Source organism: Microbacterium pratiae (assembly GCF_047302165.1).
In the GTDB taxonomy this organism is placed as follows: Bacteria; Actinomycetota; Actinomycetes; order Actinomycetales; family Microbacteriaceae; genus Microbacterium.
Genome location: NZ_CP154843.1, coordinates 56,323 through 82,454, shown reverse-complemented (window position 1 = coordinate 82,454; position 26,132 = coordinate 56,323). Strand labels below are relative to the sequence as shown.

Annotated in this window: 18 protein-coding genes and 1 pseudogene; 11 read left to right on the top strand and 8 right to left on the bottom strand. The window is 71.0% G+C overall.

Going from position 1 to position 26,132, the window contains the following annotated elements:
* Positions 1-17: 17 nt before the first annotated feature.
* From AA0Y20_RS00340 to AA0Y20_RS00325, 4 genes and pseudogenes are all read left to right on the top strand, one after another.
* Positions 18-386 carry a hypothetical protein gene (locus AA0Y20_RS00340; RefSeq protein WP_412936490.1) on the top strand — a complete coding sequence of 123 codons (369 nt, stop codon included), beginning with the start codon at positions 18-20 and terminating at the stop codon, positions 384-386.
* Positions 387-517: 131 nt separating this feature from the next.
* Complete coding sequence (locus tag AA0Y20_RS00335; protein WP_412936488.1) at positions 518-1,540, top strand: SDR family oxidoreductase; 1,023 nt, start codon at positions 518-520, stop codon at positions 1,538-1,540.
* Positions 1,541-1,647: 107 nt separating this feature from the next.
* Positions 1,648-2,550 carry an endo-beta-N-acetylglucosaminidase H gene (locus AA0Y20_RS00330; RefSeq protein WP_412936487.1) on the top strand — a complete coding sequence of 301 codons (903 nt, stop codon included), beginning with the start codon at positions 1,648-1,650 and terminating at the stop codon, positions 2,548-2,550.
* A pseudogene (locus AA0Y20_RS00325) lies at positions 2,550-5,204 on the top strand (glycoside hydrolase domain-containing protein); the annotation flags it as partial. The gene AA0Y20_RS00330 and the pseudogene AA0Y20_RS00325, both read left to right, overlap by 1 nt.
* Before the next feature lie 458 nt (positions 5,205-5,662).
* On the opposite strand, the gene AA0Y20_RS00320 reads toward AA0Y20_RS00325, so the two are convergent.
* Complete coding sequence (locus AA0Y20_RS00320) at positions 5,663-6,703, bottom strand: LacI family DNA-binding transcriptional regulator (protein ID WP_412936485.1); 1,041 nt, start codon at positions 6,701-6,703, stop codon at positions 5,663-5,665.
* A 108-nt stretch (positions 6,704-6,811) separates the two neighbouring features.
* Between AA0Y20_RS00320 and AA0Y20_RS00315 the strand changes: the two genes are divergently transcribed.
* The 7 genes from AA0Y20_RS00315 to AA0Y20_RS00285 all read left to right on the top strand — a co-directional run bounded on the left by AA0Y20_RS00315 (position 6,812) and on the right by AA0Y20_RS00285 (position 16,348).
* A complete protein-coding gene (locus AA0Y20_RS00315; RefSeq protein ID WP_412936483.1) occupies positions 6,812-8,083 on the top strand; it encodes an ABC transporter substrate-binding protein in 1,272 nt (423 codons plus the stop codon).
* Between the two features lie 8 nt (positions 8,084-8,091).
* Positions 8,092-9,069 (top strand): carbohydrate ABC transporter permease, encoded by a 978-nt coding sequence (locus AA0Y20_RS00310; protein ID WP_412936481.1) that lies wholly within the window; start codon positions 8,092-8,094, stop codon positions 9,067-9,069.
* Positions 9,066-9,953: a carbohydrate ABC transporter permease gene (locus tag AA0Y20_RS00305; protein ID WP_412936479.1), complete on the top strand. Its 888-nt coding sequence runs from the start codon at positions 9,066-9,068 to the stop codon at positions 9,951-9,953. Before AA0Y20_RS00310 ends, AA0Y20_RS00305 begins: the two co-directional genes overlap by 4 nt.
* A 49-nt stretch (positions 9,954-10,002) precedes the next feature.
* Positions 10,003-11,301: a glycoside hydrolase 5 family protein gene (locus tag AA0Y20_RS00300; RefSeq protein ID WP_412936478.1), complete on the top strand. Its 1,299-nt coding sequence runs from the start codon at positions 10,003-10,005 to the stop codon at positions 11,299-11,301.
* Between the two features lie 55 nt (positions 11,302-11,356).
* On the top strand, positions 11,357-14,380 hold the full coding sequence (locus tag AA0Y20_RS00295) for an alpha-mannosidase (protein WP_412936476.1): 3,024 nt from the start codon (positions 11,357-11,359) through the stop codon (positions 14,378-14,380).
* Positions 14,377-14,892, top strand: coding sequence for an ASCH domain-containing protein (locus AA0Y20_RS00290; RefSeq protein ID WP_412936474.1), 516 nt, complete (start codon positions 14,377-14,379; stop codon positions 14,890-14,892). Before AA0Y20_RS00295 ends, AA0Y20_RS00290 begins: the two co-directional genes overlap by 4 nt.
* A 151-nt stretch (positions 14,893-15,043) precedes the next feature.
* Entirely contained in the window at positions 15,044-16,348 is a 1,305-nt protein-coding gene (locus tag AA0Y20_RS00285) for an alpha/beta hydrolase (RefSeq protein WP_412936472.1), read from the top strand.
* Here AA0Y20_RS00285 and AA0Y20_RS00280 read toward each other — a convergent pair.
* The 7 genes from AA0Y20_RS00280 to AA0Y20_RS00250 all read right to left on the bottom strand — a co-directional run bounded on the left by AA0Y20_RS00280 (position 16,317) and on the right by AA0Y20_RS00250 (position 26,107).
* The gene (locus AA0Y20_RS00280; protein WP_412936470.1) at positions 16,317-18,866 is read right to left on the bottom strand and encodes a bifunctional lysylphosphatidylglycerol flippase/synthetase MprF; all 2,550 of its coding nucleotides are present in this window, start codon (positions 18,864-18,866) and stop codon (positions 16,317-16,319) included. The two genes, AA0Y20_RS00285 and AA0Y20_RS00280, sit on opposite strands and share 32 nt — an antisense overlap.
* A gap of 72 nt (positions 18,867-18,938) precedes the next feature.
* Positions 18,939-19,829 (bottom strand): hypothetical protein, encoded by an 891-nt coding sequence (locus AA0Y20_RS00275; protein WP_412936468.1) that lies wholly within the window; start codon positions 19,827-19,829, stop codon positions 18,939-18,941.
* Between the two features lie 47 nt (positions 19,830-19,876).
* Positions 19,877-20,890 carry a LacI family DNA-binding transcriptional regulator gene (locus AA0Y20_RS00270; RefSeq protein WP_412936466.1) on the bottom strand — a complete coding sequence of 338 codons (1,014 nt, stop codon included), beginning with the start codon at positions 20,888-20,890 and terminating at the stop codon, positions 19,877-19,879.
* Positions 20,883-22,448, bottom strand: a complete 1,566-nt coding sequence (locus AA0Y20_RS00265; RefSeq protein ID WP_412936465.1) for a sugar ABC transporter ATP-binding protein — start codon at positions 22,446-22,448, stop codon at positions 20,883-20,885. The genes AA0Y20_RS00270 and AA0Y20_RS00265 overlap by 8 nt, the downstream gene beginning before the upstream one ends.
* Positions 22,449-22,503: 55 nt before the next feature.
* Positions 22,504-23,523: an ABC transporter permease subunit gene (locus AA0Y20_RS00260; RefSeq protein ID WP_412936463.1), complete on the bottom strand. Its 1,020-nt coding sequence runs from the start codon at positions 23,521-23,523 to the stop codon at positions 22,504-22,506.
* On the bottom strand, positions 23,520-24,563 hold the full coding sequence (locus AA0Y20_RS00255) for an ABC transporter permease (RefSeq protein WP_412936461.1): 1,044 nt from the start codon (positions 24,561-24,563) through the stop codon (positions 23,520-23,522). Before AA0Y20_RS00255 ends, AA0Y20_RS00260 begins: the two co-directional genes overlap by 4 nt.
* On the bottom strand, positions 24,560-26,107 hold the full coding sequence (locus AA0Y20_RS00250; RefSeq protein ID WP_412936459.1) for a sugar ABC transporter ATP-binding protein: 1,548 nt from the start codon (positions 26,105-26,107) through the stop codon (positions 24,560-24,562). The genes AA0Y20_RS00255 and AA0Y20_RS00250 overlap by 4 nt, the downstream gene beginning before the upstream one ends.
* Between the last annotated feature and the right edge of the window lie 25 nt (positions 26,108-26,132).

The window sequence follows — 26,132 nt, the reverse complement described above, 5'->3', positions numbered from 1 at the left end:
TGGCAAGATTCCCCGTGATGAGCGACGATATCCACCGCGTCCCCGTGCGGACGAAGACTCTCCTGGAGCAGTGGGTCGCCGAGTTCCTCGAACAGGGGAAGGCACCCGGCGTCTCGGTCAAGGTCGCCATCCAGGACGGCTCGGACGGCCTCGACACCGGACTCGTCATCGTCCACCTCGAGAACGCACCCGCCGACGTCTACATGCAGCCGCGCGCCATCGACGATCCCGAGTGGGAAGCGACCCTCACCGCGCGCTCCGACGACCTCACCCTCACGCCCTACCAGATGGCCGGTCTCGCTGCGGAGGTCGCCTTCGCGGGCAACCTCTGCACCTTCCTGCAGTTCAAGTCGATCGAATGGGATCGCATGTCGGGCATGCGCTGAGCGCGCGCCGAGACGACTCCCTAGACCATCCCACCCTGCCTGGCAACAGCTGCGTCCCCGCTCGGCTGCGTGCCGACAATGGTCGCGATCGTGTGCTTCCACCGTGGACGCCTCGGTGGAAGGAGATCGTCATGGTCGCAACGAGCCGGCGCGGAGTCGCCGTCGTCACCGGAGGAAGCGCAGGCCTCGGGCGGGCCATCGTCCGCGAGCTGGCGCACCGTGGCTGGGACGTCGCGGTCCTCGCCCGCGGACGGGACGGACTCGACGGGGCGGTCGCCGACGTCGAGGCCGCCGGCCGGCGCGCGCACGCGGTGCCGGTCGACGTGGCCGACGCGGATGCCGTCGACCGTGCCGCCGCCGAGGTCGAGGACACCCTCGGGCCGATCGACCTCTGGGTCAACAACGTCATGTCGGGGGCGATCGCCACCTTCCTCGACACCTCGCCCGACGACTTCGACCGCGCCACCGCCGTCACCTACCTCGGCACGGTCAACGGAACGCGGGCGGCGCTCCGGCGGATGCGCGACCGCGACCGCGGACACGTCATCCAGATCGGGTCGGCGCTCGCCCACCGCGGCATCCCTCTCCAGGCCGCGTATTGCGGCGCGAAGCACGCGATCCACGGGTTCACGGATGCCGTCGTCGCCGAGCTCACGCACGAGAAGAGCGGTGTCGCGATCTCGATCGTCGACATGCCCGCCCTCAACACCACCCAGTTCGGCTGGGTGAAGTCGAACTTCTCGCAGCACCCCCAGCCGGTGCCGCCGATCTTCCAGCCCGAAGTCGGCGCACGTGCCGTCGCCGACGTCGCCGACCACCCGCGCCGGCGCACGTGGGTGGGGGAGTCGACCGTCGGCCTCATCCTCGGCACGCGCGTCGCCGGCCGCTTCCTCGACTGGTACCTCGCCAAGAACGCGTGGGACGGGCAGTTCGCGCCGGGATCCGACGCGTCGGCGACGCCGCCGAACCTGTACGAGCCGGTTCCCGGCGACCACGGTGCACACGGAGCGTTCGACGCCCGCGCGCGAAACGGGAGCGTGCAGACCTGGGCGATCCGCCACCGCGCCCCGCTCTACGCCGCGGCATCGGCGGCGGCATCCGCCGCCGTCGTGGGCGTGATCGCCGGTGCGCGCTCTCTCCTGCAGCGACGCTGACCGGCTGCCGGGCGGTCTGAACCGGCTGGTTGACTTATCCGGTTAAGTCGGGTTCGCTGTCACGCGTCGGCATGCCGCCGACGACAGCGAACTCAACGAGGAGCATCATGTCGAGGATCCCCCGCCCCCGCCGATCCGCCGCATCAGCCGCACTGGCTGTCGCCGCACTGGCCGCAACCGCACTCGTCCCCGCGACCGGGGCCGCGGCCGCATCACCCGACCCGCTGACCGTGGCGTACGTCGAGGTCAACAGCAACGAGCTCCGGACGGTCGGCGACTACGAGCTGGCCGACGGATCGAACGCATTCGACGTCGCGATCATCTTCGCGGCCAACATCAACCACGACGGCACCGCGGCGACCCTGCATCTGAACGATCAGGTGACGGCGACCCTCGAGAGCGCCGACACGCAGATCCGCCCGCTCCAGGACAAGGGCATCAAGGTCACCCTGTCGCTGCTCGGCAACCATCAGGCCGCGGGGTTCGCCAACTTCCCGTCGCAGGCCGCGGCCGCCGCCTTCGCCGACCAGGTCGCCGCCGTGGTCGAGCAGTACGGCCTCGACGGTGTCGACATCGACGACGAATGGGTCTCGTACGGCTCGAACGGCGTGCCGGCGGCCAACGCCGACTCCGCGCGGTGGCTGGTCGACGCGCTCGACGCGAAGCTGCCCGCCGGCAGCATCATCTCGCTCTACGACATCGGAGCGACGGCCGCGAGCCTGAAGTCCGCGCCGTCGTCCGTGCTCGACAAGCTCGACTACATCTGGAACCCCTACTACGGGCAGTACAACGTCCCCGCCTACCCGGGCGTCGGCAAGGACCGGCTCGGTCCCGCCGCGATCGATCTGACCCAGACGTCTGCGACGACCGCGGCGAACCTCGCCCGACGGACGGTGCAGGACGGCTACGGGGTCTACGTGACCTACAACCTGACCGCCGGCGACCGCAGCGCCTACGTCTCGTCGTTCACGCGCGAGCTCTCGGGCCAGGAAGCGGTCTACGTCGGCTGATGGTCACCGTTCCTGCCCGGGCTCCTCGCATCCGCCGTGCCGTTCCCGCCTTCGCTCCCGCCGACACCGCCGAATCCGACCGGCGTCGCTGCTTCCGCATCGACGTCGGCGCGGGTCCGGCCGAGGCCGACCTGCCCGATGCGACTGAGCGGCCCGCGTTGCGCGGGCGGCGCGTCGCGGCAGGGGAGCAGCTCGTCGTCGACCTCTTCCCCGTCGCGTCGGCGGAGGACCGCTACGCCGCGACCGCGGTCGCCGTCGACCTCATGTTCGACGACGGCGGCACCCTCTCGGAGACCGGCACGCGCGACCAGTACGGCGACGCGGTCGACCCCGTCGCGCAGGCGCGCTCGAAACGACTGTGGGTCGATCAGTGGAACCGTCGCACCGTCGACCTCTCGCCTGCCGCCGGGCGCCGCATCGCGAGTGTGCGGGTCGTGTTCGGTGCCGGCCCGCGGGGACGCACCGTGTTCGTCGCGCCGCCCGCCATCGAACCCGCACCGCGCCGGCCGGAGCACCTGCGGGAGTGGGCCGACACCCGTCGCGGCACCCGGGGCTCCGATCGCTTCTCGCGCGGCAATACGGCGCCGATCGTGACGCTGCCCCACGGCGGCGTGTTCGCGCTGCCGATGACCGACGCCTCGGCGGGCAACTGGCCCTACCGCTACCAGGTCGACCGCCCGTCGATCCAAGCGTTCGCGACGAGCCACATCCCGAGCCCGTGGATCGGCGACCGCGGGGTGTTCGAGCTGATGCCGAGCCCGGACGAGAAGCCGCATCGCGATCGTCGGAGACGCGCTCGCCGGTTCGACCGGGCGGACGAGCACGCCGCCCCACACGAGTACCGCGTGGAGCTCGACGGCGTCTCGGTGCTGCTGACCGCGGCCCGTCACGCCGTGGGGATGCGGTTCCGCTCGCACTCCGGCGCGCTGTCGGTCGTCGTCGATCACCTGGGCGACGCCGTCTCGGCGACCTGGACGGAGCGCGAGGGGGCGCTGCACCTCGAGCTCCACCTCCGCGACGGCGGTGACCGCCCCGATCATCACGTGCACGCCGTGCTGCCCGGTGTCCGCCGCCACGACCTCGCGCTGTCGCACGGCACGCTGCGCGGCGCGATCGTCTTCGAGCGGCCCGCCGCCGACATCGTCGTGGGCGTGTCGACGATCGATGCCGGGCAGGCGGCCGAGAACGCCCGCGCCGCCGGCAGCCTCGACGACATGCGCACGGCGGCGGAGGCGGCCTGGCGCGGGGTGTTCGAGCGGTTCGAGATCGCTGCGTCCGACGGCATCCCGGACGACACCCTGCGGTCGATCGCCGGATCGATCGCCCGCGTCTTCAGCTACCCGAACGCCCACGACGAGCCGTCGCCGGACGGCCCCCGCTATCGCAGCCCCGTCGACGGTGTCGTGCGCTCGGGCGCCTACTCGTCGAACAACGGCTTCTGGGACACCTACCGGACCGCCTGGCCGCTCATCGGGCTGCTCGCGCCCCGGACCGCCGCGACGCTCGCCGACGGCTTCGTGCAGCATTTCCGCGACGCCGGCTGGGTGGCGCGGTGGAGCGCCCCGGGGCCGGTCGACTCGATGACCGGGACCACGAGCGACACGGTCTTCGCCGGGCTCGAGGCCCTCGGCGTCGCGATCGACACGCGGGAGGCCTATCGATCGGCACTGCGCCACGCGACCGTGCCCGCCGCGGATCCGCGGGTCGGGCGCAAGGGTCTCCGTCCCGCCGTGTTCCGCGGCTTCACCGACACCGCGACGTACGAGGGGATGTCGTGGACGCTCGACAACGCGATCAATGACGCGGCGGCCGCTCGGCTCGCCCGCGCGCTGCTCCGGCACGAGACGGATGCCGCCGAGCGTGACCGCCTCACCGCCGAGGCCGACTATCTCGCGCGCCGAGCGCTCGCCTACCGGTCGGTGTTCCGCGCCGGCTTCCATCGGCACGGCGACCGCGACCTCGGCTTCTTCCTCGGGCGGAGTCCCGACGGAAGCTGGCGCGTGAGCGCCGAGGACTTCGACCCCGCCGAATGGGGACACGACTACACCGAGACCAACGCGTGGGGCACGATGTTCACCGCGCCGCACGACGGCGCGGGGCTCGCCGCCCTGCATGGGGGAGAGGACGCCCTCGGGGCCGCGCTCGACGCGTTCTTCGCCACCCCCGAGACGGCGGCCCCCGACCTCGTCGGCTCGTACGGGTTCGTCATCCACGAGATGAGCGAGGCGCGCGACGTCCGCATGGGCATGCTGGGCCTGTCCAATCAGCCCGCGCATCACATCCCCTTCATGTACTGCTTCGCCGGGCGGCACGATGATGCCCACCGGATCGTCGTCGAGGCGCGCGACCGACTGTTCGCCGGCTCGGACATCGGGCAGGGGTACCCCGGCGACGAGGACAACGGAGAGATGTCGGCGTGGTACCTCTTCGCGGTGCTCGGCCTCTATCCGCTGGTGCCCGGCTCCGGCGAGTTCGTGCTCACGCCGCCGCTGCTGCCCCGCGTCGTCCTGCATCCCGAGGGGCGGGATCGCCCCCTCGAGATCGTCACGGTCGGCGCCGGCCGTCCGTACATCCGCGCGGTGCGCATCGACGGGCGTCCGTGGGAGCGTATCGCCGTGCCCGCGGAGGTCATCCTCCGGGCCGAGCGCGTCGAGATGGAGCTCTCCGACACGCCCACGGGCTGGGCGCGGGCGACGCGACCGACGTCGTTCAGCACCGAGTTCCACCCCGGGTTCGACACGCAGCCACTCGTCGATCTGCTCGAGGTCGCGCCCCGGTCGGTCACCGACGACACCGGCGACAGCATCCTGTACCTGGAGCCCGGCGACGCCGTCGACCTCCCGCTGCGCACGTCGTCGAGCGTCGGGCTCTACACGGTCACGCTCGCGGGGCCGCCGTCACCGCTGCCGTCACCGCTGCCGTCATCGGGTCCGGCGGCGACGGCGTCCTGGCGGCTGCGGGGACGCGTCGGCTCGGGGGAGTGGGTCGACCTCGACGAACGCGTCGACGAGGGCTTCGAGATCGCGTCGCAGACGCGCCCGTTCACGGCGCGGGGCGCTGCCTCCGACATCGTCTCGGTACGGTTCGAGGCGGTGTCGCGGATCGATCTCGCTCAGCTGGAGGTGTTCGCCGGCGCCGTGCTCTCACGGGCCGACAGGGCGGGCGGGGCCGCGGCGACGGATGCCACCGGGCCGTCCGATCCGATGACCTCCATGAGCGTCCGCGCCGCGAGCTCGCCGAGGGCGTAGGTGTCGCGCGTCAGCGCCGTGATCGACGGGCGCACGAGCCTCATCGCGATCGAGTCGTCGAAGCTCGCGACCGACACGTCGGCGGGGACCGAGACGCCGAGCTCCTGGGCGACCCGCAGGCCCGCGAGCGCCAGGACGTCGTTGTCGTAGACGACCGCCGTCGGTCGGTCGTCGCCGGAGAGCAGCGAGCGGGTGGCCTCGGCCGACTGCTCGGCGGAGTAGTCCGTCTCGACGGACAGCGGCGCGGGGGCGTCGTAGCGCCGGGCGCACTCGCTGAGGGCGGAACGGCGTAGCTCGGTGTGCTCGAAGTCGAGCGGTCCCGTCACGTGGGCGACGCGGCGGTGCCCCAGGTCGAACAGGGTCTCGAAGAGCGCCGTCGCCACAGCGTGATCGTCGATCCAGACGCTCGGGATCGCCGCATCCGTGCTCGGGTGGCTGCCGATCTGCACCGCGGGCAGATCGAGCTCGGACAGCAGCGCGATGCGTGCGTCGTCGCGGCGGGGGTCGACGACGATGACGCCGTCGACCCGCTGCGTCGCCTGCCAGGTGCTGTAGGCCGCGAGCTCCTCGTCGAGCGACGAGACGACGAGGGTCTGCAGCCCGGTGTGGGTGGCCGAGAGTCCCGCCTGGATGCCGGCCATCAGCTCGGGGAAGAAGGCCTCGGTGCCGAGGGTGCGAGCGGGCCGGTTGATGACGAGCCCGATCACGTCGACACGCGACCTCCCGAGCGCGAGTGCCGCGGAGTTCGGACGGTACCGCAGCTCGGCGGCGACGGCGAGAACGCGTTCGCGCAGCTCGACGCTGACTCCGGGCCGGTCGTTGAGCGCGAACGACACCGCGGCCTTCGACACGCCGAGCCGCCGGGCGATGTCGGCGATGGTCGCCCGTCTGCGCGGTGTCGTCATCGGTTCCTCCTCGCGAACTGAACCGGATAAGTCGGTCCTTGACTTACTCGGTTTAGTTGCTCAGGCTATACCCCGTCGCACCGTTTGCATACGAAGGAGTTGCACACCATGAGGAACTCGTGGACCCCCGCATTCGCCGGGCTCGGACTGCTCGCCGCCACCGCACTTCTGGCCGGATGCTCGAGCGGACCCGGAACCGGTTCCGACCCCGACGGGGAGGTCGCCGGCTCGATCCGGTTCCAGACCTGGTCGCTCACCCCCACCTACGCCGAGTACCTCGACGGCGTCATCGACGCGTTCGAGGAGAAGTACCCCGACGTCACCGTCGAACTGCTCGACCAGCCCGGCGACGGATACTCCGAGAAAGTGCTCTCGCAGGCATCGACGAACACGCTGCCCGACGTCGTCAACCTGCCGCCCGATTTCGCCCTGCCCCTCGCGCAGCAGAACCTGCTCTACGACGTCAGCAAGGCCACCGACCTCGAGTCGACCTACTTCGAGGGCTCGGTCGACGCCTATCGCTTCGACGGCGTCGAGGGCGTGTACGGCTACCCCTGGTACCTCGGCACCGACGTCAACTACTGGAACTCCGCCCAGCTCGACGCCTGCGGCCTCGACTCCGCGAACCCTCCGAAGACGACCGACGAGCTCTTCACGCAGGCAGCGACGATGGCGGATGCCTGCCCCGAGAACTACCTGATCAGCCGGGTTCCCGGCATCGGCGACTTCACTCTCGAGGGCATCGACATCCTCAACGACGACGGCACCGAGTTCGTCTTCAACACCCCCGAGGCGGCAGCGCTGGTCGACCGCTACGCGGAGGCCTACGCGAACGGAGAGATGCCGCCGACCGTGCTGAACGCCGACTACCTCGGCAACGCGCAGCTGTTCACCCAGGGCAAGGTCGCGTGGACGACCGGTGGCGCGACCGCCATCGACTCGTTCGAGGAGAACAACCCGAGCCTGCAGGGCAACGTCGCCATCAGCCCCGCCCTCAACATCTCGCCCCTGTACGTGCAGGGCGTGAGCGTGTCGGCGGGCAGCGAGAACCTCGCCGCAGCACTCGCCTTCGCCGAGTTCGTCACGAACGCCGAGAACCAGAACGCCTTCGCCCACATCGCGAACGTCTTCCCCTCGACCCAGGGATCCGACGCCGACCCCTATTTCACCGAGGATGACGGCACGCCGTCGGCGAAGGCTCGCATCACCGGGTTCGAGTCGCTGAAGACCGCCGAGGTGCTGACCCCGTATTCGGTCAATGGCGCGATGAACGACTACCTGAACCAGCAGATCGCCCTCGCGATCCGCGGTGACATCTCGGGTCAGGAGGCGCTCGACAAGTCGGTCGAGAAGCTCAACGACCTGCTGGCACGGCAGTAAGCCCGGCCATGACCGTCACCAATCTCCCCGCGGCCGGGCTCGCCCCGGTCGCGGGGGCGCCCGCCGTGACCGCGATCCGACGGCGTCGTCCCGTCGGGAACGGGCCCGCGAACGCGACGCGCGCCTGGACCCCCTGGCTCTTCCTCGCCCCGGCCCTGCTGTGGCTCGCGGTGTTCTCGATCTGGCCCTCGCTCAACACCATCCGCATGGCGTTCACGAACGCCAAGCCGCTCGGCGGCAACGAGCAGTACGTGGGCTTCCGCAACTTCGAGCTGATCCTCCGCGATGACCAGGTCATGGGGGCGCTGCTGAACAGCGTCGTGTTCATGCTCGTGTGCCTGCCGCTGCTGACGATCCTCCCGCTGCTCATCGCGCTCCTGGTCGAGAAGAAGCTGCCCGGCATCGCGTTCTTCCGCACCGCGTTCTACACGCCCGTCATCGCCTCGGCCGTCGTCGTCGCCCTCATCTGGACCTTCATGCTCGACGACCGGGGGCTGGTCAACGGACTCGCGCAGGCGATGTCGATCATCCAGCAGCCGTTGCCGTTCCTCACCGACCGGTGGCTCATCATCCTCAGCGCCGTGAGCCTGACGGTGTGGAAGGGTCTCGGCTTCTACATGATCATCTACCTCGCCGCCCTCGGGAACGTCAGCCGCGACCTGCACGAGGCCGCCGCGATGGACGGGGCCGGCGCAGTCCGGCGCTTCTTCTCCGTCACCCTGCCCGCCGTCCGCGGCGCGATGTTCCTCATCGCGGTGCTGGTGTGCATCGCCGCGCTCCGGGTCTTCAGCGAGGTCTTCATCATGACCGGCGGCACCGGCGGCGCCGGGGGAGAGGCGATGACGATGGTCATGCTCATCCAGCAGTACTCCCGCGGGTTCTCGGGCGATCTCGGCTACGCCAGCGCGCTCAGCATCCTCATGTTCTTCGTCACGCTCGTGCCGATGCTCGTCCTCGCCAAGATCAACAGCCGGAGCAGCGAATGAGCGCCGCCGCCACCCAGGAACGGGTCGCACCCCGCCGACGTCGCCGCGGCGGGTTCGGGTCGATGCGGCCCGGCGAGATCGTCGCCCGCTACGGTCTGCTCCTGTTCGTCCTGTTCATCAGCATCGGCCCCTTCCTGTGGCAGCTCTCGACGTCGCTGAAGAGCACGAGCGAAGACATCTACACCCGCATCCCGCAGCTGTGGCCGAGCCAGCCGACGCTCGACAACTACACGCGCGTCATGGACGCGATCCCGGTGTGGCAGTTCATCGGCAACTCGCTGTTCGTCGCGGTCTTCGCCGTCGGCGGCAACGTCGTGTTCTCGACCCTCGCCGGCTTCGCCCTGTCGCGGCTGCGGTTCCGGGGGCGCAAGGTCGTCATCGGGCTGTTCCTCGCGACGCTGATCCTGCCGGGCGAGGCGACGATCATCGCCAACTTCGTCACGATCCGGAACCTCGGTCTCGCCGACACGCTCCTCGGCGTCGCGCTGCCGGGCATGGTCGCCACCCTCAACGTGCTGCTGATGTACAACGCGTTCCGGGTGCTCCCCGAAGAGATCGACCAGGCGGCGATCATCGACGGCGCCAACGCCCTGCAGCGGTTCTGGAGCGTGTCGCTGCCGTCGGTGAAGGGAACGGTCGCCGTCATCGCGATCTTCAGCTTCATCGGAGCCTGGGACGACTTCCTGTGGCCGCTCATCGTGCTGACGAGTCCCGACCAGTTCACCCTCACGATCGGCCTGCAGTACCTGTCGGGCACGTTCTCGAACGATCAGCGGATGATCGCGGCGGGCTCGATGATCGCCTTCATCCCGATCGCGATCGTCTTCGCGGTGCTGCAGCGCCACTTCTTCAAGGGCGTCGAGGAGGGCGGGGTCAAGGGCTGAGCCCCGTCCCGCATCCTCTCGACCGACGTCCCCGACCCCGGAAGGCCCCATGACCTCCCCGATCGATCCCGTGATGAGATTCGGCGTGAACTACACGCCCCGCGCCGGCTGGTTCCACGCGTGGCTCGACCTCGACCTCGACGAGGTGCGCCGCGACTTCGAGGCGATCGCCGGGCTCGAGGCCGACCACGTGCGGCTCTTCCCGCTGTGGCACCTCGTGCAGCCCAACCGCGGCCTGCTCCGTCCGGCAGCCCTCGCCGACATCGGCGCCGTGGTGGATGCCGCCGCCGAGTTCGACCTCGACGTCAACGTCGACGCGCTGCAGGGGCACCTGTCGAGCTTCGACTTCCTGCCCGCCTGGGTGACGACGTGGCACGAGCGCAACATCTTCACCGACCCCGTCGCCCTCGCGGGCGAGGAGGCGTACCTGCGCGCCCTCGGCGGTGCGCTCCGCGGGCGCCCGAACGTGATGGGACTGACCCTCGGCAACGAGGTCAACCAGTTCGCCGCGAGGCCGCACCCGAGCCCGCATCCGATCGATGAGGCACAGGCCGAGGCCTGGCTCGTCCGGCTGCTCGGCGTCGCGCGCGAGAGCGCACCCGGCCTCGTCACGCACGCCGCCTACGACGCGACCTGGTACGACGAGCGCCAGCCCTTCCTCCCGCGTCACGCGGCCGAGCAGGGCGATCAGACCGTCGTCCACTCGTGGGTGTTCAACGGTGCGGCTCAGCGCCACGGCGGCCTCGGCGTCGGGTCGGTGCGCCACGCCGAGTACCTCGTGCAGCTCGCCGCCGCCTGGCACGCCCTCGCCGACCGTCCGGTCTGGCTGCAGGAGGTCGGCGTTCCCGTCACCGTCGTCGATCGCGGCGACGCGGCCGACTTCCTGGAGCAGACGGTGCGTCACGCCGCCGACGTCCCCGCGCTCTCAGCCGTCACGTGGTGGTGCTCGCATGACGTCGCCCGTTCCATGCTCGACTTCCCGCCGGTCGAGTACGACCTCGGGCTGATCGACGAGAACGGCACCGTCAAACCGACCGGTCGTCGGTTCGCCGAGCTGGCACGCGAACTGCGCGGCGCACCTCGTCCGGCGGCATCCGCCCTCGGCCTCGTGCTCGACGACACCCGCCCGTACCGCACCGCCTGCGCCCCCGGCGGGGCGTACTTCGAGGCCTGGATGCGCGCCGCCGAGCGCGACGGACGCGGCCCGCAGGTCGTCCTCGCCTCGCGACAGGCCGATACCGCGCTGCTGGCCGCACGCGGGATCGAGAGGATGGAACGGGTGGATGCCGCCGAGCCCGGCGGGCCCGCCCCCGTCCTCGGCGGCGGCGCCGCCGCGACCCTCCCCTGACCCCGCCCCGACTCCGCCCGACCGACCGACGAAGACCGAACGGACCCACCGACCCATGCACGACGACATCCCCCTCACCACCGGCCGCGCCGCGCGCGTGCTCACCGAGCGCATCCGCCCCGCGGTCCACTCCGCGCGCATCCCCCTCGAGATCGCGGCGAACCGGTTGCCGGGCGAGCCCATCGCACCCGCCGAGGGCCTGGCCCTGGAGTTCGAGCCGTTCGAGGCGGGATCGCCCTGGGGGCCGGCGTGGTCGACGACGTGGTTCCGCGTGCGAGGCCGGGTTCCGGCGGAATGGGCGGGACGCCGGGTCGAGGCCCTCGTCGACCTCGGCTTCGACCCGAACATGCCCGGTTTCCAGTGCGAGGGGCTCGTCTACCTCCCCAGCGGCGAGCCGGTCAAGTCGCTCAACCCCCGCAACCAGTGGGTGCGCATCGCCGACGAGGCCGTCGGCGACGAGGAAGTCGAGTTCTACATCGAGGCGGCGGCCAACCCCGTGCTGCTGGACTACCACCCCTTCCTCCCGACGCGGGAGGGCGACATCCAGACCTCTTCGCCCCGGCCGCTCTACACGGTCCGGCACATGGACCTCGCCGTGTTCGAGCCCGAGGTGCACGAGCTGGCGCTCGACCTCGAGGTGCTCGTCGAGCTGCAGGCGGAGCTGCCCGAGACCGCGCCCCGGCGCATGCGCATCCTGCAGGCGCTCGACGACGCGCTCGACCGTCTCGACCTGCAGCGCATCGCCGAGACCGCGGCCGACGCGCGCGAAGCGCTCGCCGAGGTGCTGGCTTCGCCCGCCGAGGCCAGCGCTCATCGCATCTCGGCGATCGGCCACGCCCACATCGACTCGGCATGGCTGTGGCCGGTGCGCGAGACCATCCGCAAGGTCGCGCGGACGAGCACGACGATGACCGAGCTGATCGACGAGAGCGCCGACTTCCGGTACGGCATGTCGAGCGCGCAGCAGTACGCCTGGCTCAAGGAGCACCGTCCCGAGGTGTGGGCGAAGGTGAAGGATGCCGTAGCGGCGGGACGCTTCCTGCCGCTGGGCGGAATGTGGGTCGAGTCCGACACCGTCATGCCCACCGGCGAGGCCATCGCCCGCCAGTTCCTCTACGGTCAGCGCTTCTTCGAGGAGGAGTTCGGCATCCGGTCGCGCGGCGTGTGGCTGCCCGACTCGTTCGGGTACTCCCCGGCGCTGCCGCAGCTCATGCGTCGCGCCGGCTTCGAGTGGTTCTTCACCCAGAAGATCTCGTGGAACCAGGTCAACAGGTTCCCGCACCACACCTTCGCGTGGGAGGGCATCGACGGGTCGCGGATGTTCACCCACTTCCCGCCGATGGACACCTACAACTCGCAGCTGTCGGGCATGGAGGTCGCGAAGGCCTCGCGCCAGTTCCGGGAATCCCGTGTGGCATCCGGATCCATCGCCCCCGTCGGGTGGGGCGACGGCGGCGGCGGCACGACCCGCGAGATGACCGGCAAGGCGGAGCGCCTGGCCGACCTCGAGGGCAGCGCGCGCGTGCAGTGGGAGCACCCCGACGTCTTCTTCGAGCGCGCGATGGACGAGCTGCCGAAGCCGCCGGTGTGGGTGGGTGAGCTGTACCTCGAGCTGCACCGCGCGACCCTCACGAGCCAGCACAAGACGAAGCAGGGCAACCGGCTCACCGAGCACCTGCTGATCGAGGCCGAGGCCTGGTGGGCGACCGCCGCCGTGCGGACCGGCGCCGACTACCCCTACGACGAGCTCGACGCGCTGTGGCGGCAGATCCTGCTGCAGCAGTTCCACGACATCCTTCCCGGCACCTCGATCGCCTGGGTGCACCGCGAGGCCGTCGAGCAGTACGAGCGCGTCGCGGCCGCAGCCGAGGCGCTCATCGACCGGGCACAGGAGCTGCTGGCCGGAACCGGCGACGAGCGCATCGTGTTCAATGCGTCGCCGCTCGCCCGCGACGGGGTGCCCGGGCTCGGTGCCGGTCCCGCCGCGCCCCCGGCAGGAACGGTCGAGGTGCTCGAACGCGACGGCGGATTCGTGCTGACCAACGACCTCGTCCGGGTGACGATCTCGGCGGGCGGCCTCATCACCTCGGCGGTCGACCTCGCCGCGGGGCGCGAGACGATCCCCGCGGACGAGCCGGCGAACCTCCTGCAGCTGCACCAGGACTTCCCCAACATGTGGGACGCCTGGGACGTCGACCGCTTCTACCGCAACCGCGTCACCGATCTCACGGGCACCGACGCGCTCAGCGTCGAGACGCGCGACGGTGCCGCCCACGTGCGCATCGCCCGCTCGTTCTCGGCGTCGACGCTGACCCAGGAGCTCGTCCTCCGCCCGGGTTCGCGCACGATCGAGATCTCGCAGCAGACCGACTGGCACGAGGTCGAGAAGTTCCTCAAGGTCGCGTTCCCGCTCGCGATCCAGGCCGAGCACACCGCGGCCGAGACCCAGTTCGGCTACGCCAAACGGGTGACCCACACCAACACCAGCTGGGAGGCGGCGAAGTTCGAGACCTCGATGCACCGCTTCGTCCATATCGCCGAGGAAGGCTTCGGGGCCGCGCTCGTCACCGATTCCACCTACGGGTACGACGTCACCCGCGACGTCGACCCCGACCGCGGTGTCACGACGACCGTCCGGCTCTCGCTCCTGCGCGCACCCCGGTTCCCCGACCCCGAGACGGATCAGGGCCCGCAGACCCATCGCTACGGCCTCGTGGTCGGCGCCGACATCGATGCGGCGACGGCTGCCGGCATCGCGCTGAACACCGCCATGCGCGAGCGCACCGGAGCCTCCGTCGCACCCCTGGTCATCGCGACGCCGGGCATCGTGATCTCGGGAGTCAAGCTCGCCGCCGACCGCTCGGGCGATCTCGTCGTGCGTGTGTACGAGCCGGCGGGCCGGCGCGCGGCCGGCGAGCTCCGCATCGACGGCGCGGCGACCGTCCGCGAGGCCTCCCTCATCGAGGACGATTTCGGCGAGGTCGATCACGATGCCGGTCGTGTGCCGATCGAGCTGCGGCCCTTCGAGGTGCGCACGTACCGGGTGAGCGTGCCCGCCGGTGCGAGGATGACGGGATGACGGAAACCAGCGGATCCTCCCGTAGCCTGCCCCTCGACGAGGCTGCCGCGACCGTGATGTGGGAGCAGTACCGGTCGGCGTACCCCGAGGCGGTGCGCGCGGCTCCCGAGTACACCGTCGAGCACTTCGGCGACAACGCGCGCCTGGCCGACGAGCTGCTCGGCATCGTCCTCGCGGGCGGCAAACGCGCCACCGCCGAGCTCGTCGCCGACTTCGTCGCGCGGGGAGACCTGATCCCACGGATCGGCTCGCACTGGATCGCGTGCGACAGCACGGGCGCGCCGCGAATCATCATCCGCACGACCGAGCTGCGCCTGGGCCCGTTCGCGAGCGCGGACGCCGCTTTCGCCGCAGACGAGGGCGAGGACGATCTCTCGCTCGCGAGCTGGCAGCGCGAGCACCGGCGATATTGGACGCGCGTCGCCGCGGCCCGCGGAGCCGAGTGGTCGGAGGACGAGGACATCGTCTTCGAGCGCTTCTCCGTCGTCTGGCCGCCCGCGCACGCCGACTGAGACCACCGGCGAGCAGCGGTCGCCGAGCTGATGAAACCGCCGCGAAAACCGGGCCGTGTGCGCGATCGAGCACGCGGCCCGGTCTACGCTGTGGACGGGTCGGTGAGCCTGCCGCGCCACGGCGGCTCGGCGCCATCCTCGGGAGGTCGATGTGAACTGGCTGCTCAACACGAACATCCTCTCCGGCCCGGCCGTCGTCGGGACGTGCGTCGCGGCCGCCCTCGCATTCGTCCTGCTCGTCGTGCTGCGACCGAGCAACCGCTGGCTCCGCCGGCGCTGGACCCTGACCGCGGCGACGGCCGCCGTCGTCGCGGGGCTCCTCGGTGTCGGGCTGACCTGGCTGCTGGCGGATCACTACAACCTGTTCGGCGTGGTCCTCACGGCCGACTCGCGGATGTGGATCGCGCTCGGGTTCGCCGCGATCGGCGTCGCCCTCGTGTCACTGTGGCGCCCGACGTGGCGCCGTGCCGTCGCCGCGCCGCTGGCGATCGTGCTCTTCGCCGTCACCGCGGCCATGGGCGTCAACATCGCGTTCGGACAGTACCCGACCGTGCGCCTCGCCCTCGGGATGCCCGCGTTCGGTTCCGCTGACCTGCCGTCCCTCGACGGCAACGCCGACCGTCCGACGATCGCCGACTGGACCGCCCCCGACGGGATGCCCTCGAACGGCGAGGTCGGCACGGTCACGATCCCCGCGACGGCGTCCGGCTTCACCGCCCGCCCGGCCGTCATCTACCGCCCGCCCGCAGCCCTCACCGACAACCCGCCGCTGCTGCCCGTGCTGATCGTGCTGTCCGGACAACCCGGTCAGCCCCAGGACCCGCTGATCGCCGCGCACCTGCAGCAGTCGCTCGACGCCTACGCGGCGGCTCACGACGGCCTGGCGCCGATCGTGGTCTCGCCCGACCAGCTCGGCTCGCCCGATGCCAACCCGATGTGCATCGATTCGCCGCTGGGCAACTCGGCGACCTACCTGACGGTCGACGTGCCGACCTGGATCAAAGCCAACCTGCCCGTTCTGGACGCCCCCGACTTCTGGGGCATCGGCGGTCTGTCGCAGGGCGGCACCTGCTCGATCCAGCTCGGTTCAGCCCACCCCGAGCTCTTCAGCGCCATCCTCGACGCTTCGGGCGAAGAGTTCCCCTCGCTCGGTGACGAGGCGACCACGATCGCGCAGGGCTTCGGCGGCGACCAGGCAGCCTACGAAGCGGCCAAGCCCGCCGCGATCATGGCCGCGCACGCGCCGTACCGCGACATGACCGCCGTCTTCGGCGTCGGCAGCAACGACGCCGGGTTCCTCCCGGGCGTGCAGCGGATCTATCAGGCCGCGCAGGCCGCGGGGATGGATGCCACGTACGTCGAGGCGCAGGGGAGCGCCCACGACGCGACATCCTGGTCGTACATCTTCCAGCAGGGGCTCGAGGTCATCGCCGATCACTGGGGGCTCGACCGCTGACAGCGGGCTCGCGCAGCGACCCCGCCATCCGAACCGCCTGCCCGAGCGTGAGGGTGGGCAGGTAGCACCGCGTCAGAGCGACGCCCAGTGCGGGCAGCATCGCCGGGTCCGGGTACACGGCCCACAGCGGCACGAACTCGGGCTGGAACTTGCGCTTGAAGTTCAGCAGCGACCGGAACCCGTACGCCGGCTCGAGCAGCCCGCCCAGCAGGTCGAGCAGTCGCGCGACGTTGGTGCGTGCGGCGTCGTCGTCGAGCTGCGTCGAGGCCAGCGGCGAGCCCGACAGGCTCAGGAGACCGAGTCCGTCGCTCTTCATCCGGTCGGCGGCGGCGCCGATGACGAACTCCATGATCCCGTTCATCGCGTCGCCACGCCGGCGCATGAAGTCGAGCGTGTAACCCGTCACGGCGCCGTGCTCGAACATCGGCAGCCAGCTCGTGACCGCCTCGATCCGGCCGCTCTCGTGCACCGCCATCATCAGCCGTACCGCCGGGTCGTCGAGCTCGTCGACGCCGCCGAGGGTGAACTCCATCTCCGGCAGCGATCGATCCGCGACCCAGCCCTCTGAGATCTCGCGGATCTGAGCGTGCTGGCTCGAGGTGAGCTCCCGCCACGAGGTCCAGATCGCCGTGATCCCCTCGCGCGACGCCCGGTTGGTCGCGGTGCGGATGTCCTGCCGCTTCTTGCCTGCCGTGTTCCACTCGGGCAGGCGCAGCACGGCCTCCTCGGCCACCGGCATCCGCTGCCAGCCGAGGTGGTCGAAGACACTGCCTTCGCGCGCATCGACGCTGTAGAAGACCGCCGTCCAGCCGTGAGCGCCGCAGAACTCCACGAAGCCCGACACCACGTCGGGCCGGTCGTGGTCCGGACCGAACGGACCGCCGAGGGTCACCGCGATCGTCCCGCGCACGCGGTAGGCGATCGCGGCGTCGGCATCGGGGGAGAACCAGTAGGAGTTGCCGCTCCACGTCGACATGAACGACAGCGTGTCGCCGCCGCCGCGTTCGAGCACACCGCGGGCGCGCAGCCGATCCGGTGCGTCCAGCACGGTGCGCGAGTCGAGAAGCACGCGCGCGACGGCGGCCACCAGGATCAGCCAGAACATCAGCGACGGGAGGTACCACATCGCCTGAGCAGCGCCGGACTCGGGCACGAACTCGATGATGTCCGAGGGGATGAGGGTCGGCGGCACGAGACGCAGGGGCAATGCGCGCAGCACCATGAGCGCATCCACGCCGGGCTGGAAGCCGTCGGCGATCACGAGCGTCCCGACGAACGAGACGACGAGCGTCGCCGCCGTCCCGATCACGATCGTCAGGACGAACGTCCGCTTGGCCGCCGCGGTGGTCGTCACCCGGGCGGCTCCCCGGAACACGATCAGCACGATCGCGACGGCCAGGGGCACGATGGCGCCGACGATCACCCCGGTGAGGGTCTGCCACACGAAATCCGCGGTCTCGGCGTTGACGGCCTCGCCGATGGCGGCGACGGTGTCGGGCTCGATCACGAAGAACGTGTAGAGCATGCCGGCGAACATCGCGAGGTTGATCGCGACGGCGACCTCGAGCGCGATGCGCCGGCCGTTGCGGATGCCCCGCGCCGCGAGCAGGAGGACGACCAGCGGGAGCAGTGCCACGACGCTCGACCATCCCTGCAGGTCGCTGATCGAGGAGAAGTCATCGGGGCACGGGGCGCCCGCCGAGCCGAACGCGCACACCTGGCCGTCGACGACGCTCAGCGGGTCGATCGAGAGATAGCCGTAGATCGACAGCAGGCCCGCGCCCGATCCCGAGGCGGTCGCGACGACCGGGCCGATCGCGGTGATCGCGACGACGGCGGCGAGCAGCACCCGCTTCTCGTAGTACGAGCTCCGCACCAGGCGGAAGCCGCTGTTCCGTCCGCCGAGCGCGAGGCCCAGGACGAACCCGACGGGCACCGCGAGGAGCGAGAACAGGTCGTTGGCGCCGCCCGAGTAGAGATAGAGCGTGACGGCGGAGAGCACCGCCAGCAGCCGAGTGCGTCGCCGCCAGATCGTGCCGAAGAACGAGCTGGCCGCCATGGCCGTCGCGAGCAGCGGGGCGGTGGGGGAGAAGACGTCGACGGCGGGTGCGTTCAACGGGATGCCGGCGAGGTAGGTCTGCTCGAACAGGTCGATCGCGAACCCCAGGAAGGATGCCGCGACCCCGCCCACGACGTAGGCGATCGCGGTGCGCAGGCTCCCCATCGCCCGCTCGGCCGCGCCGACGACGAGGAGGACGAGGGCGACGAACACGATGAGCGCGGGCACCGTCTCGACGACGAACAGCGAGGTCAGCGAGCTCCACCAGTGACGTGTCGCCGCGCCGGCCGCGCCGGCGTCCTGGGCGGGGATGAAGCCCCAGTCGATCGGCTGGAAGATCAGCCCCGCGATGCTGAGCCCGATCGTGAGGGCCGCGATCAGGAGCGTCACCGGTCGATGGCGCAGCCACGAGCCGGCGCCCGCGGCGAACGAACGCAGGTCGCGCAGGGATGACGTCATCTGACGCACGATAGTGCGTCAGCCTGTGCGCGCAGAGCGGACGCACAGCCGGCACTTATCCGGCGCGGACCCTCATCCTGCTCGCACCGAACCGAACCACAGGGCGAAGTAGTACCCGAAGTTGCGGTTGCCGTACGACGAGCACGGACCGCCCGATCCCCACCCTGCCGACATCGCCGCCGGGTCGGGCTGATAGGGGGTGTAGTTGTACAGCGCGGCGGTCGCGTCGTTCTCGATCGTGACATCCGTCCCGCCGCACGCCGGGTCGGGATGGAAGGCGATGTAGTGGGTGCCGGGCTGGCGCATGAAATCCGAGGCGCGGTACGAGGCCAGGTCGGTCGCGCCGGCCACGATCTGCGCGCCGACGCCCTCGTACTGCGGGTCGCACGGGGCGGTGTCCGGGCAGCTGGCGCCCATCGCCGCTCGCAGCCGGCCCTCCGACGGCGCCCGGGCAGCGCGGCCCTCGACCAGCGACTGCTCCTTCTGGAGGGTCACGAGGATGACGCGCGCCGAGATCCCGCAGGCCTCCTGCACGCGGTGGATGATCTCCGCGACCGGCAGCTCGCCGCCCTCGATCTCACGGCAGATCACCGCTCCGGTGCGCTCCGAAACCCGCGCCTCGCTCGACGAGATGCCGGCGGTCGCGACGTTCAGGCACGCGCCGTTCACACACTCGCCGATCCGGTCATCGAGGAAGGCCTGGATCTCGTCGGCGGTGAGGGCGTCGCGGTCGAAGAAGAGGTCGTCGTCGATCAGGTTGCCGGGGTCGATGTCGCCCGCGTTCGGCGGCAGCGCACGCGGCTCCTCGCCCGGGGGCCGCGCGTCGCCGGGCAGCGCCACGAGGTTCGCTGCGGTCACCCCGATCGCGACGATGACGGTCACCAGCAGGACGGGGACCATCACGAGGACCGCGGCGATCCCGATCCGGCGACGGCGACGTCGCATCCGGGACCGAGAGACCATGGGAACGATCGTGCCGCACCCGGTCACGAGAACGCTGGGAGCGGGGCTCAGGCGTCGGCGACGGACGACTGCCGCACGATGAGGCGGGTCGGCAGCGGAGTCGCCTCGGTCACGACGTCGGGCTGCTCGACGACGAGCAGCACCTTCTGCATGATGAGGGCGCCGAGCGCGGGGAAGTCCTGCTCGACCGTCGTGAGCGCGGGGTGGAGGAAGGCCGCCTCGGGCACGTTGTCGAAGCCGACGATCCCGACGTCCTCGGGCACGCGGAGCCCGCGCTCGCGGAGCGCCGACAGGACCCCGATGGCCATGTGGTCGTTTCCGACGAAGACGCCGTCGCCCGGTGCGATGTCGCTTTCGATCGCGATGCCGAATCCGCTCGCGGCCGACCAGTCGCCGTAGGCGAGCGGCGGGATGTCGAGCCGCCTCGCGACGAGCTCGTCGCGCCAGCCGCGCACGCGCTCGGCCGCGTCGGGGTTGCGGGCCGGCCCCGCGATGTGATGGATGCGCCGGTGGCCGTTCTCGGCGAGATGGCGGACGGCGCTGCGCGCGCCGCGGTACTGGTCGATCGCGACGAGCTGCGGGTGGGGCCGGCTGGTGGCGGCGACGGCGACGAGCGGGATGTCGAGCTCGAGACCCTGGACGGCGGCGAGCACGTCGAGATCGACCACGATCAGGACGATGGCGTCGACCCGCTGTCGCAGCAGCCCGTCGATCGCGGTCCGGACCGCGGCGACGTCGCTCTCCGGCGAGCTGATCGCGTCGACGTTGTAGCGCTCCGACCGCGCGGCGAAGTTGAAGTGGGTCGCGACCGAGGTCGGCCCGAACTGCACCGTGCCGGGTGTGATGAGGCCGATCGTCCGGGTGCGGCGGGTCACGAGCGCGCGTGCGGCGGGCGAGGGACTGTAGCGCAGCTGGGCGATCGCCTTCTCGACCCGCTCGCGGGTCGCGGGCCGCACGTTGGGCATGTCGTTGAGCACCCGCGACACCGTCTGGTGCGAGACGCCGGCCAGTCTCGCGACGTCGAAGATGTTCGCCGCCCGGGGCGTGCGCGCGTCAGTCATCGGCCTCTTCGGTCTTATCGGCGGCGGAGTCGTCGGAGTCGTCGGGTTCGTCGGCGCGGGCCACGAGCGCGATGAGCAGGTCGGAGGTCAGGTCGGCCGTCGGCAGGACGTGGGCGATGCGCCCGTCGCGGACGACGGCGACCGTGTGCGAGACGCGCAGCACCTCGTCGAGCTCGGCGGAGATGTAGACGACCGAGACGCCGTTGTCGGCGAGCTCCCCGACCAGTCGCTGCACCTCGGCCTTCGCGCCCACGTCGATGCCGCGCGTGGGCTCGTCGAGCACGACCACGCGCGGCGAGAGGGCGAGGAGTCGGGCGAGCAGCACCTTCTGCTGGTTGCCGCCGGAGAGCTCCCGGACCGGCCGATCGATGTCGGCGGGACGGATGTTGAGGGCCTCGATCCAGCTCCGGGCCAGCTCGCGGGCTCGCGCGGCGCCGACGGGGCGCAGGATGCCGCGCTGCGCCTGCAGGGCGAGCGTGATGTTCTCGAGCACGCTGAGGTCTCCCAGCACCCCGTCGGTGCGGCGGTTCTCCGACGAATACACGACGCCCCGCCCGATCGCGGCCCGCGGCCCGCGCCCGCCGAGGGGCGTTCCGTCGAGGAGCACCGTGCCCTCGTCGAGCCCGTCGACGCCCGTGAGCGCCCGCGCGAGCTCGGTGCGCCCGGAACCGAGCAGGCCCGCGAAGCCGATCACCTCACCCTCGACCAGCTCGAGGTCGAAGGGGTGCCGTGTGCGGCTCGACCGAGCGCCCCGGGCCGAGAGCACCAGGGGGCCGTCGCTCGGTGGCGCGGTCTCGCCGTCGATCGCGGCGAGCCGAGCCGCGGAGTCGCCGAGCATCTTCTCCACGAGCTCGACGCGCAGCAGCTCGGTGGTGGAGTACTCCCCGACGAACCGGCCCCCGCGAAGCACCGTGACGCGGTCGCACAGCTCGTACACCTGGTCGAGGAAGTGCGACACGAACAGCACGGCGATGCCGCGGGCGGTCAGCTCGCGGACGACCCGGAACAGCTCGGCGACCTCGTCGGCGTCGAGGCTCGAGGTCGGCTCGTCGAGCACGAGCACGCGGAGGTTCGCGCCCGACACCGCTCGGGCGATCGCCACGAGCTGCTGCACCGCGAGCGAATGCGACGACAACAGCGAGCCCGGGTCGACGGAGACGCCCAGCGACGCGAGCGCCGTCGCGGCCCGTCGCCGCATCTCGGCGTGGTCGATGACCCCGAACCGGCGCGGTTCCCGGCCGAGCGAGACGTTCTCCGCGACCGTGAGATTCGGCAGCAGGTCGATCTCCTGGTAGACGGTGGAGATGCCCGCCGCGAGCGCATCCGCGGGGCGGGCGAGATGCACCGGGCTCCCGTCGATCAGGATCTCGCCGGCGTCCAGGCGCAACGCGCCGGTGATCGCCTTGATGAGCGTCGACTTGCCCGCGCCGTTCTCTCCCATCAGCGAGTGCACCTCGCCCGCGAAAAGTCGCAGATCGACGTTCGCGAGCGCCTGCTCGGGGCCGAAGCGCACGTCGGCGCCGCGCACCTCGAGCGTCGGCGCCGCCTCGGGATCCATGCGCACCATCATGCCGCCCCGACGCCCCGCCGCGCTGCCGCGGCGCGGCGGGCCGTCACCGCCGCGTCGCGGATCGGCTGACGATCACCCGCTGCACCACGACGAACACCAGCAGCAGGGCGCCCACCGTGATGCGCGTCCACGACTGCTCGGCGCCCAGGAACGAGATGATCGTGCGGATCAGGCCGTAGACGAACACGCCGATGAGCGAGCCGACGACGAAGCCGCTGCCTCCCGTGAGGAGGGTGCCGCCGATGACGACCGCGGCGATCGTGTCGAGCTCGGTGCCGACGCCGTTGAGGGGGTAGCCCGCTCCGGAGTAGGCCGTGAGCACGATGCCCGCGATACCCGCGCACACGCCGCTGATGACGTACACCAGCAGGCGGGTGCGGACCACCGGCAGACCCATGAGGCGCGCCGACTGCTCGCTGCCGCCGATCGCGTAGACGGTGCGTCCGAAGCGGGTGTACCGCAGCACGAGCGCGGCGAGGACGACGGTGAGCAGGGCGAGGATGCCGGTGGGCGTGATGTACCAGCCGCCGAACGACAGCCGCGTCGACTGCAGCCACAGCAGGCCGTCGTCGGCGACCTTGATCGACTCGAGGCTCACGACGAATGCGAGGCCGCGCGCGAGGAACATCCCGATGAGCGAGGCGATGAACGGCTGGACGTCGAAGAACTGCACCAGGATGCCGATGAGCAGGCCGATCGCACCGCCGATCAGGATCATCGCCGGGACGGCCACGGCGACGGGAACCCCCTCCGACAGCAGCCGCGCGCACAGGATGCCGGTGAACGCCATCACCGCGCCGACCGAGAGGTCGATGCCGCCGGTGAGGATGACGAAGGTCATCCCGACCGCGAGGACGAGGAGGTAGGCGTTGTCGAGGAGGATCGACGACATGATCCGCGGCAGCTGGAAGTTCGGGAAGTTCACCATCGCGCCCACGATCATCACGACGAGGATGGCGGCCGCGGCGAAGACCGGCACGAGGGCGATGTGGCGGCTGAGGAAGCGGCGCCACGGGGTCAGTGCGCGCTCGTGCGCGCGGGGAGCAGCGGTGAGCGATGTCATGACAGCACCTTCGCGTCGGAGCGGGTGGGGGCCGGGCGCGCCGCGGGACGGGCGCCGGAGGTGAACCAGCCGCGCACGCGGCGCGACTGCAGCAGGACGACCACGAGCACGGCGCCGGCCATGAACACCGGGCTCACCGCGGGCGGTACCCCGAGGAACGTGATCGTGGTCTTGAGGGTCTGGATGGTGAACACGCCGATGACGGTTCCGGCGATGCTGAACTTCCCGCCCGCGAGCGACGTGCCGCCGAGCACGACGGCCAGGATGGCGTCGAGCTCGATGTACATGCCGGCCGCGTTCGCGTCGGCGGCCATGATGTTCGAGCTGTAAAGGATGCCGGCGATCCCGGCGAGGGTTCCGCTGGCGATGTAGGTGCCCCAGATGATCCCGCGCGATCGGACGCCGGCGAGACGGCTGGCCTCCGGGTTGATGCCGACCGCCTCGGTCAGCATCCCCAGTGCGGTGCGGCGCTGGACGACAGCGACGACGATGATCGCGGCCACCGAGACGCAGAGGGCGAAGGGCAGACCGAACACGTAGCCCTGAGCCATGAACTGGTACGGCTCGCTGTTGATCGTGGTGATGAACCCGCGCGTGATGAGCAGGGCCACACCGCGGCCGGCGAGCATGAGCACGAGCGTGGCGATGATCGGCTGGATGCCGAGCACCGCGACGAGGAAGCCGTTCCAGGCTCCCAGGACGAGCGACGTGCCCACGCCCGCCGCGATGGCGATCGCGACGACCCCGAGGTTTCCCGGCTCGGGCGAGGCCTCGATGATCGTCAGGGCGACGGCACCCGACACCGCCATGATGGCGCCGACCGAGAGGTCGATCCCGCGCGTGGCGATGACGAGCGTCATCCCGAGGGCGACGAGCATGAGCGGGGCGCTGTTGCGGAGGATGTCGATCAGGGAGCCGTACAGCTGCCCGTTCTGCACCGTCACGCTCAGGAACGAGGGCCGCGACACGGTGTTCACCGCGATCAGGGCCACGAGGGCGAGCACCGGCCACACGAGCCGGTGCGAGAACAGCTTCTTCACGCGATCTTCTCCTTACCCGAGGGGTCCTCGGAGTCGCCCTCGGCGATGAAGGCGACCAGTGTGTCGACGTCCACATCCTGCGTCATGAGCTCGCCGATCTTGCGGCGATCGCGCAGGACGGCGACGCGCTGCGCGATGCGCAACACCTCCTCGAGCTCGGAGGAGATGAACACGACGGCCAGTCCCTGCGCCGCGAGCTCCGCGACCTTGCGCTGGATGTCGGCCTTGGCGCCGACGTCGATGCCGCGCGTGGGCTCGTCGAGGATGAGCAGTTCCGGTCCGGTGGCGAGCCACCGTGCCAGCAGTACCTTCTGCTGGTTTCCTCCCGAGAGGTTGCGCACGAGGGCGTTGGGGTCGGCGGGGCGCACGCCGAGAGCTTCGAGGTACTCGGCGACGAGCGCGTCGCGCTCGCTCTGGGGGACCCGCCGGAGCGCGCCCCGCCTCGCCTGCACACCGAGCACGATGTTCTCGGCGACGGTGAGGTCGGCGACGATGCCCTCGGACCGGCGGTCCTCGGACGAGAACGCGATACCCCGGTCGAGCGCGTGCCGGGGGCTGCCCAGACGCGTCGGCGTGCCGTCGACCTCGACGGTGCCGCCGTCGGAGCGGTCGGCGCCGGCGAGCAGCCGTGCGAGCTCCGTGCGGCCCGAGCCGAGCAGGCCGGCGAGCCCGACGACCTCGCCCCGGTGCACGTCGAGGTCGGCGGCCTCGATGACGCCGCGCCGGCCGACACCGCGAGCGCGGAGGACCGGGACGGCGTCGCGGTCGATGTCGCGCTCCGCCGTCGACGACAGCGCGTCGAGCGCGCTCAGCTCGCGGCCGATCATTCGCGCCACGAGGGCCTCGCGCCCGAGCTCGGCGACGGGGTATTCCCCGACGAGACCGCCGTTGCGGAGCACCGTCAGGCGGTCGGAGATCTCGTAGATCTGGTCGAGGAAGTGCGAGACGAACAGGATCGCGACGCCGCGGTCGCGCAGTCGCCGCATGACCGCGAACAGCTGCTCCACCTCGCTGCGGTCGAGGCTCGACGTCGGCTCGTCCAGGATGAGGACGCGCGTGTCGATGACCATGGACCGGCTGATCGCGACGAGCTGCTGCACCGCGATCGAGTGGCTGGCGAGCACCGAGTGCGTGTCGATGTCGAGTCCGAGCTCGGCCAGATGCCCGGCGGCCGCCTCGTGGGTCGCGCGCCAGTCGATGCGTCCCGCGCGGCGCACCTCGTTGCCGAGCATCACGTTCTCGGCGACGGAGAGGTTGGCGCAGAGGTTCACCTCCTGGTACACCGTCGAGATGCCGGCGGCCTGCGCGTCGGCAGTGCTGCGGAACGAACGCTCGCGCCCATCGACGACGATGCTGCCGCTGTCGATGGCGTAGACGCCCGTGAGCGCTTTGATGAGCGTGGACTTGCCGGCGCCGTTCTCCCCCATGAGGGAGTGGATCTCGCCGCCGTACAGCGTGAGGTCGACGGCGTCGAGCGCCTTCACGCCGGGGAACTGGATGGTGATCCCGCGCATCGCGACTGCGACCGGGCGTTCCGTGGTCATCATCGACCCGCTTTCTGGAGGGGGA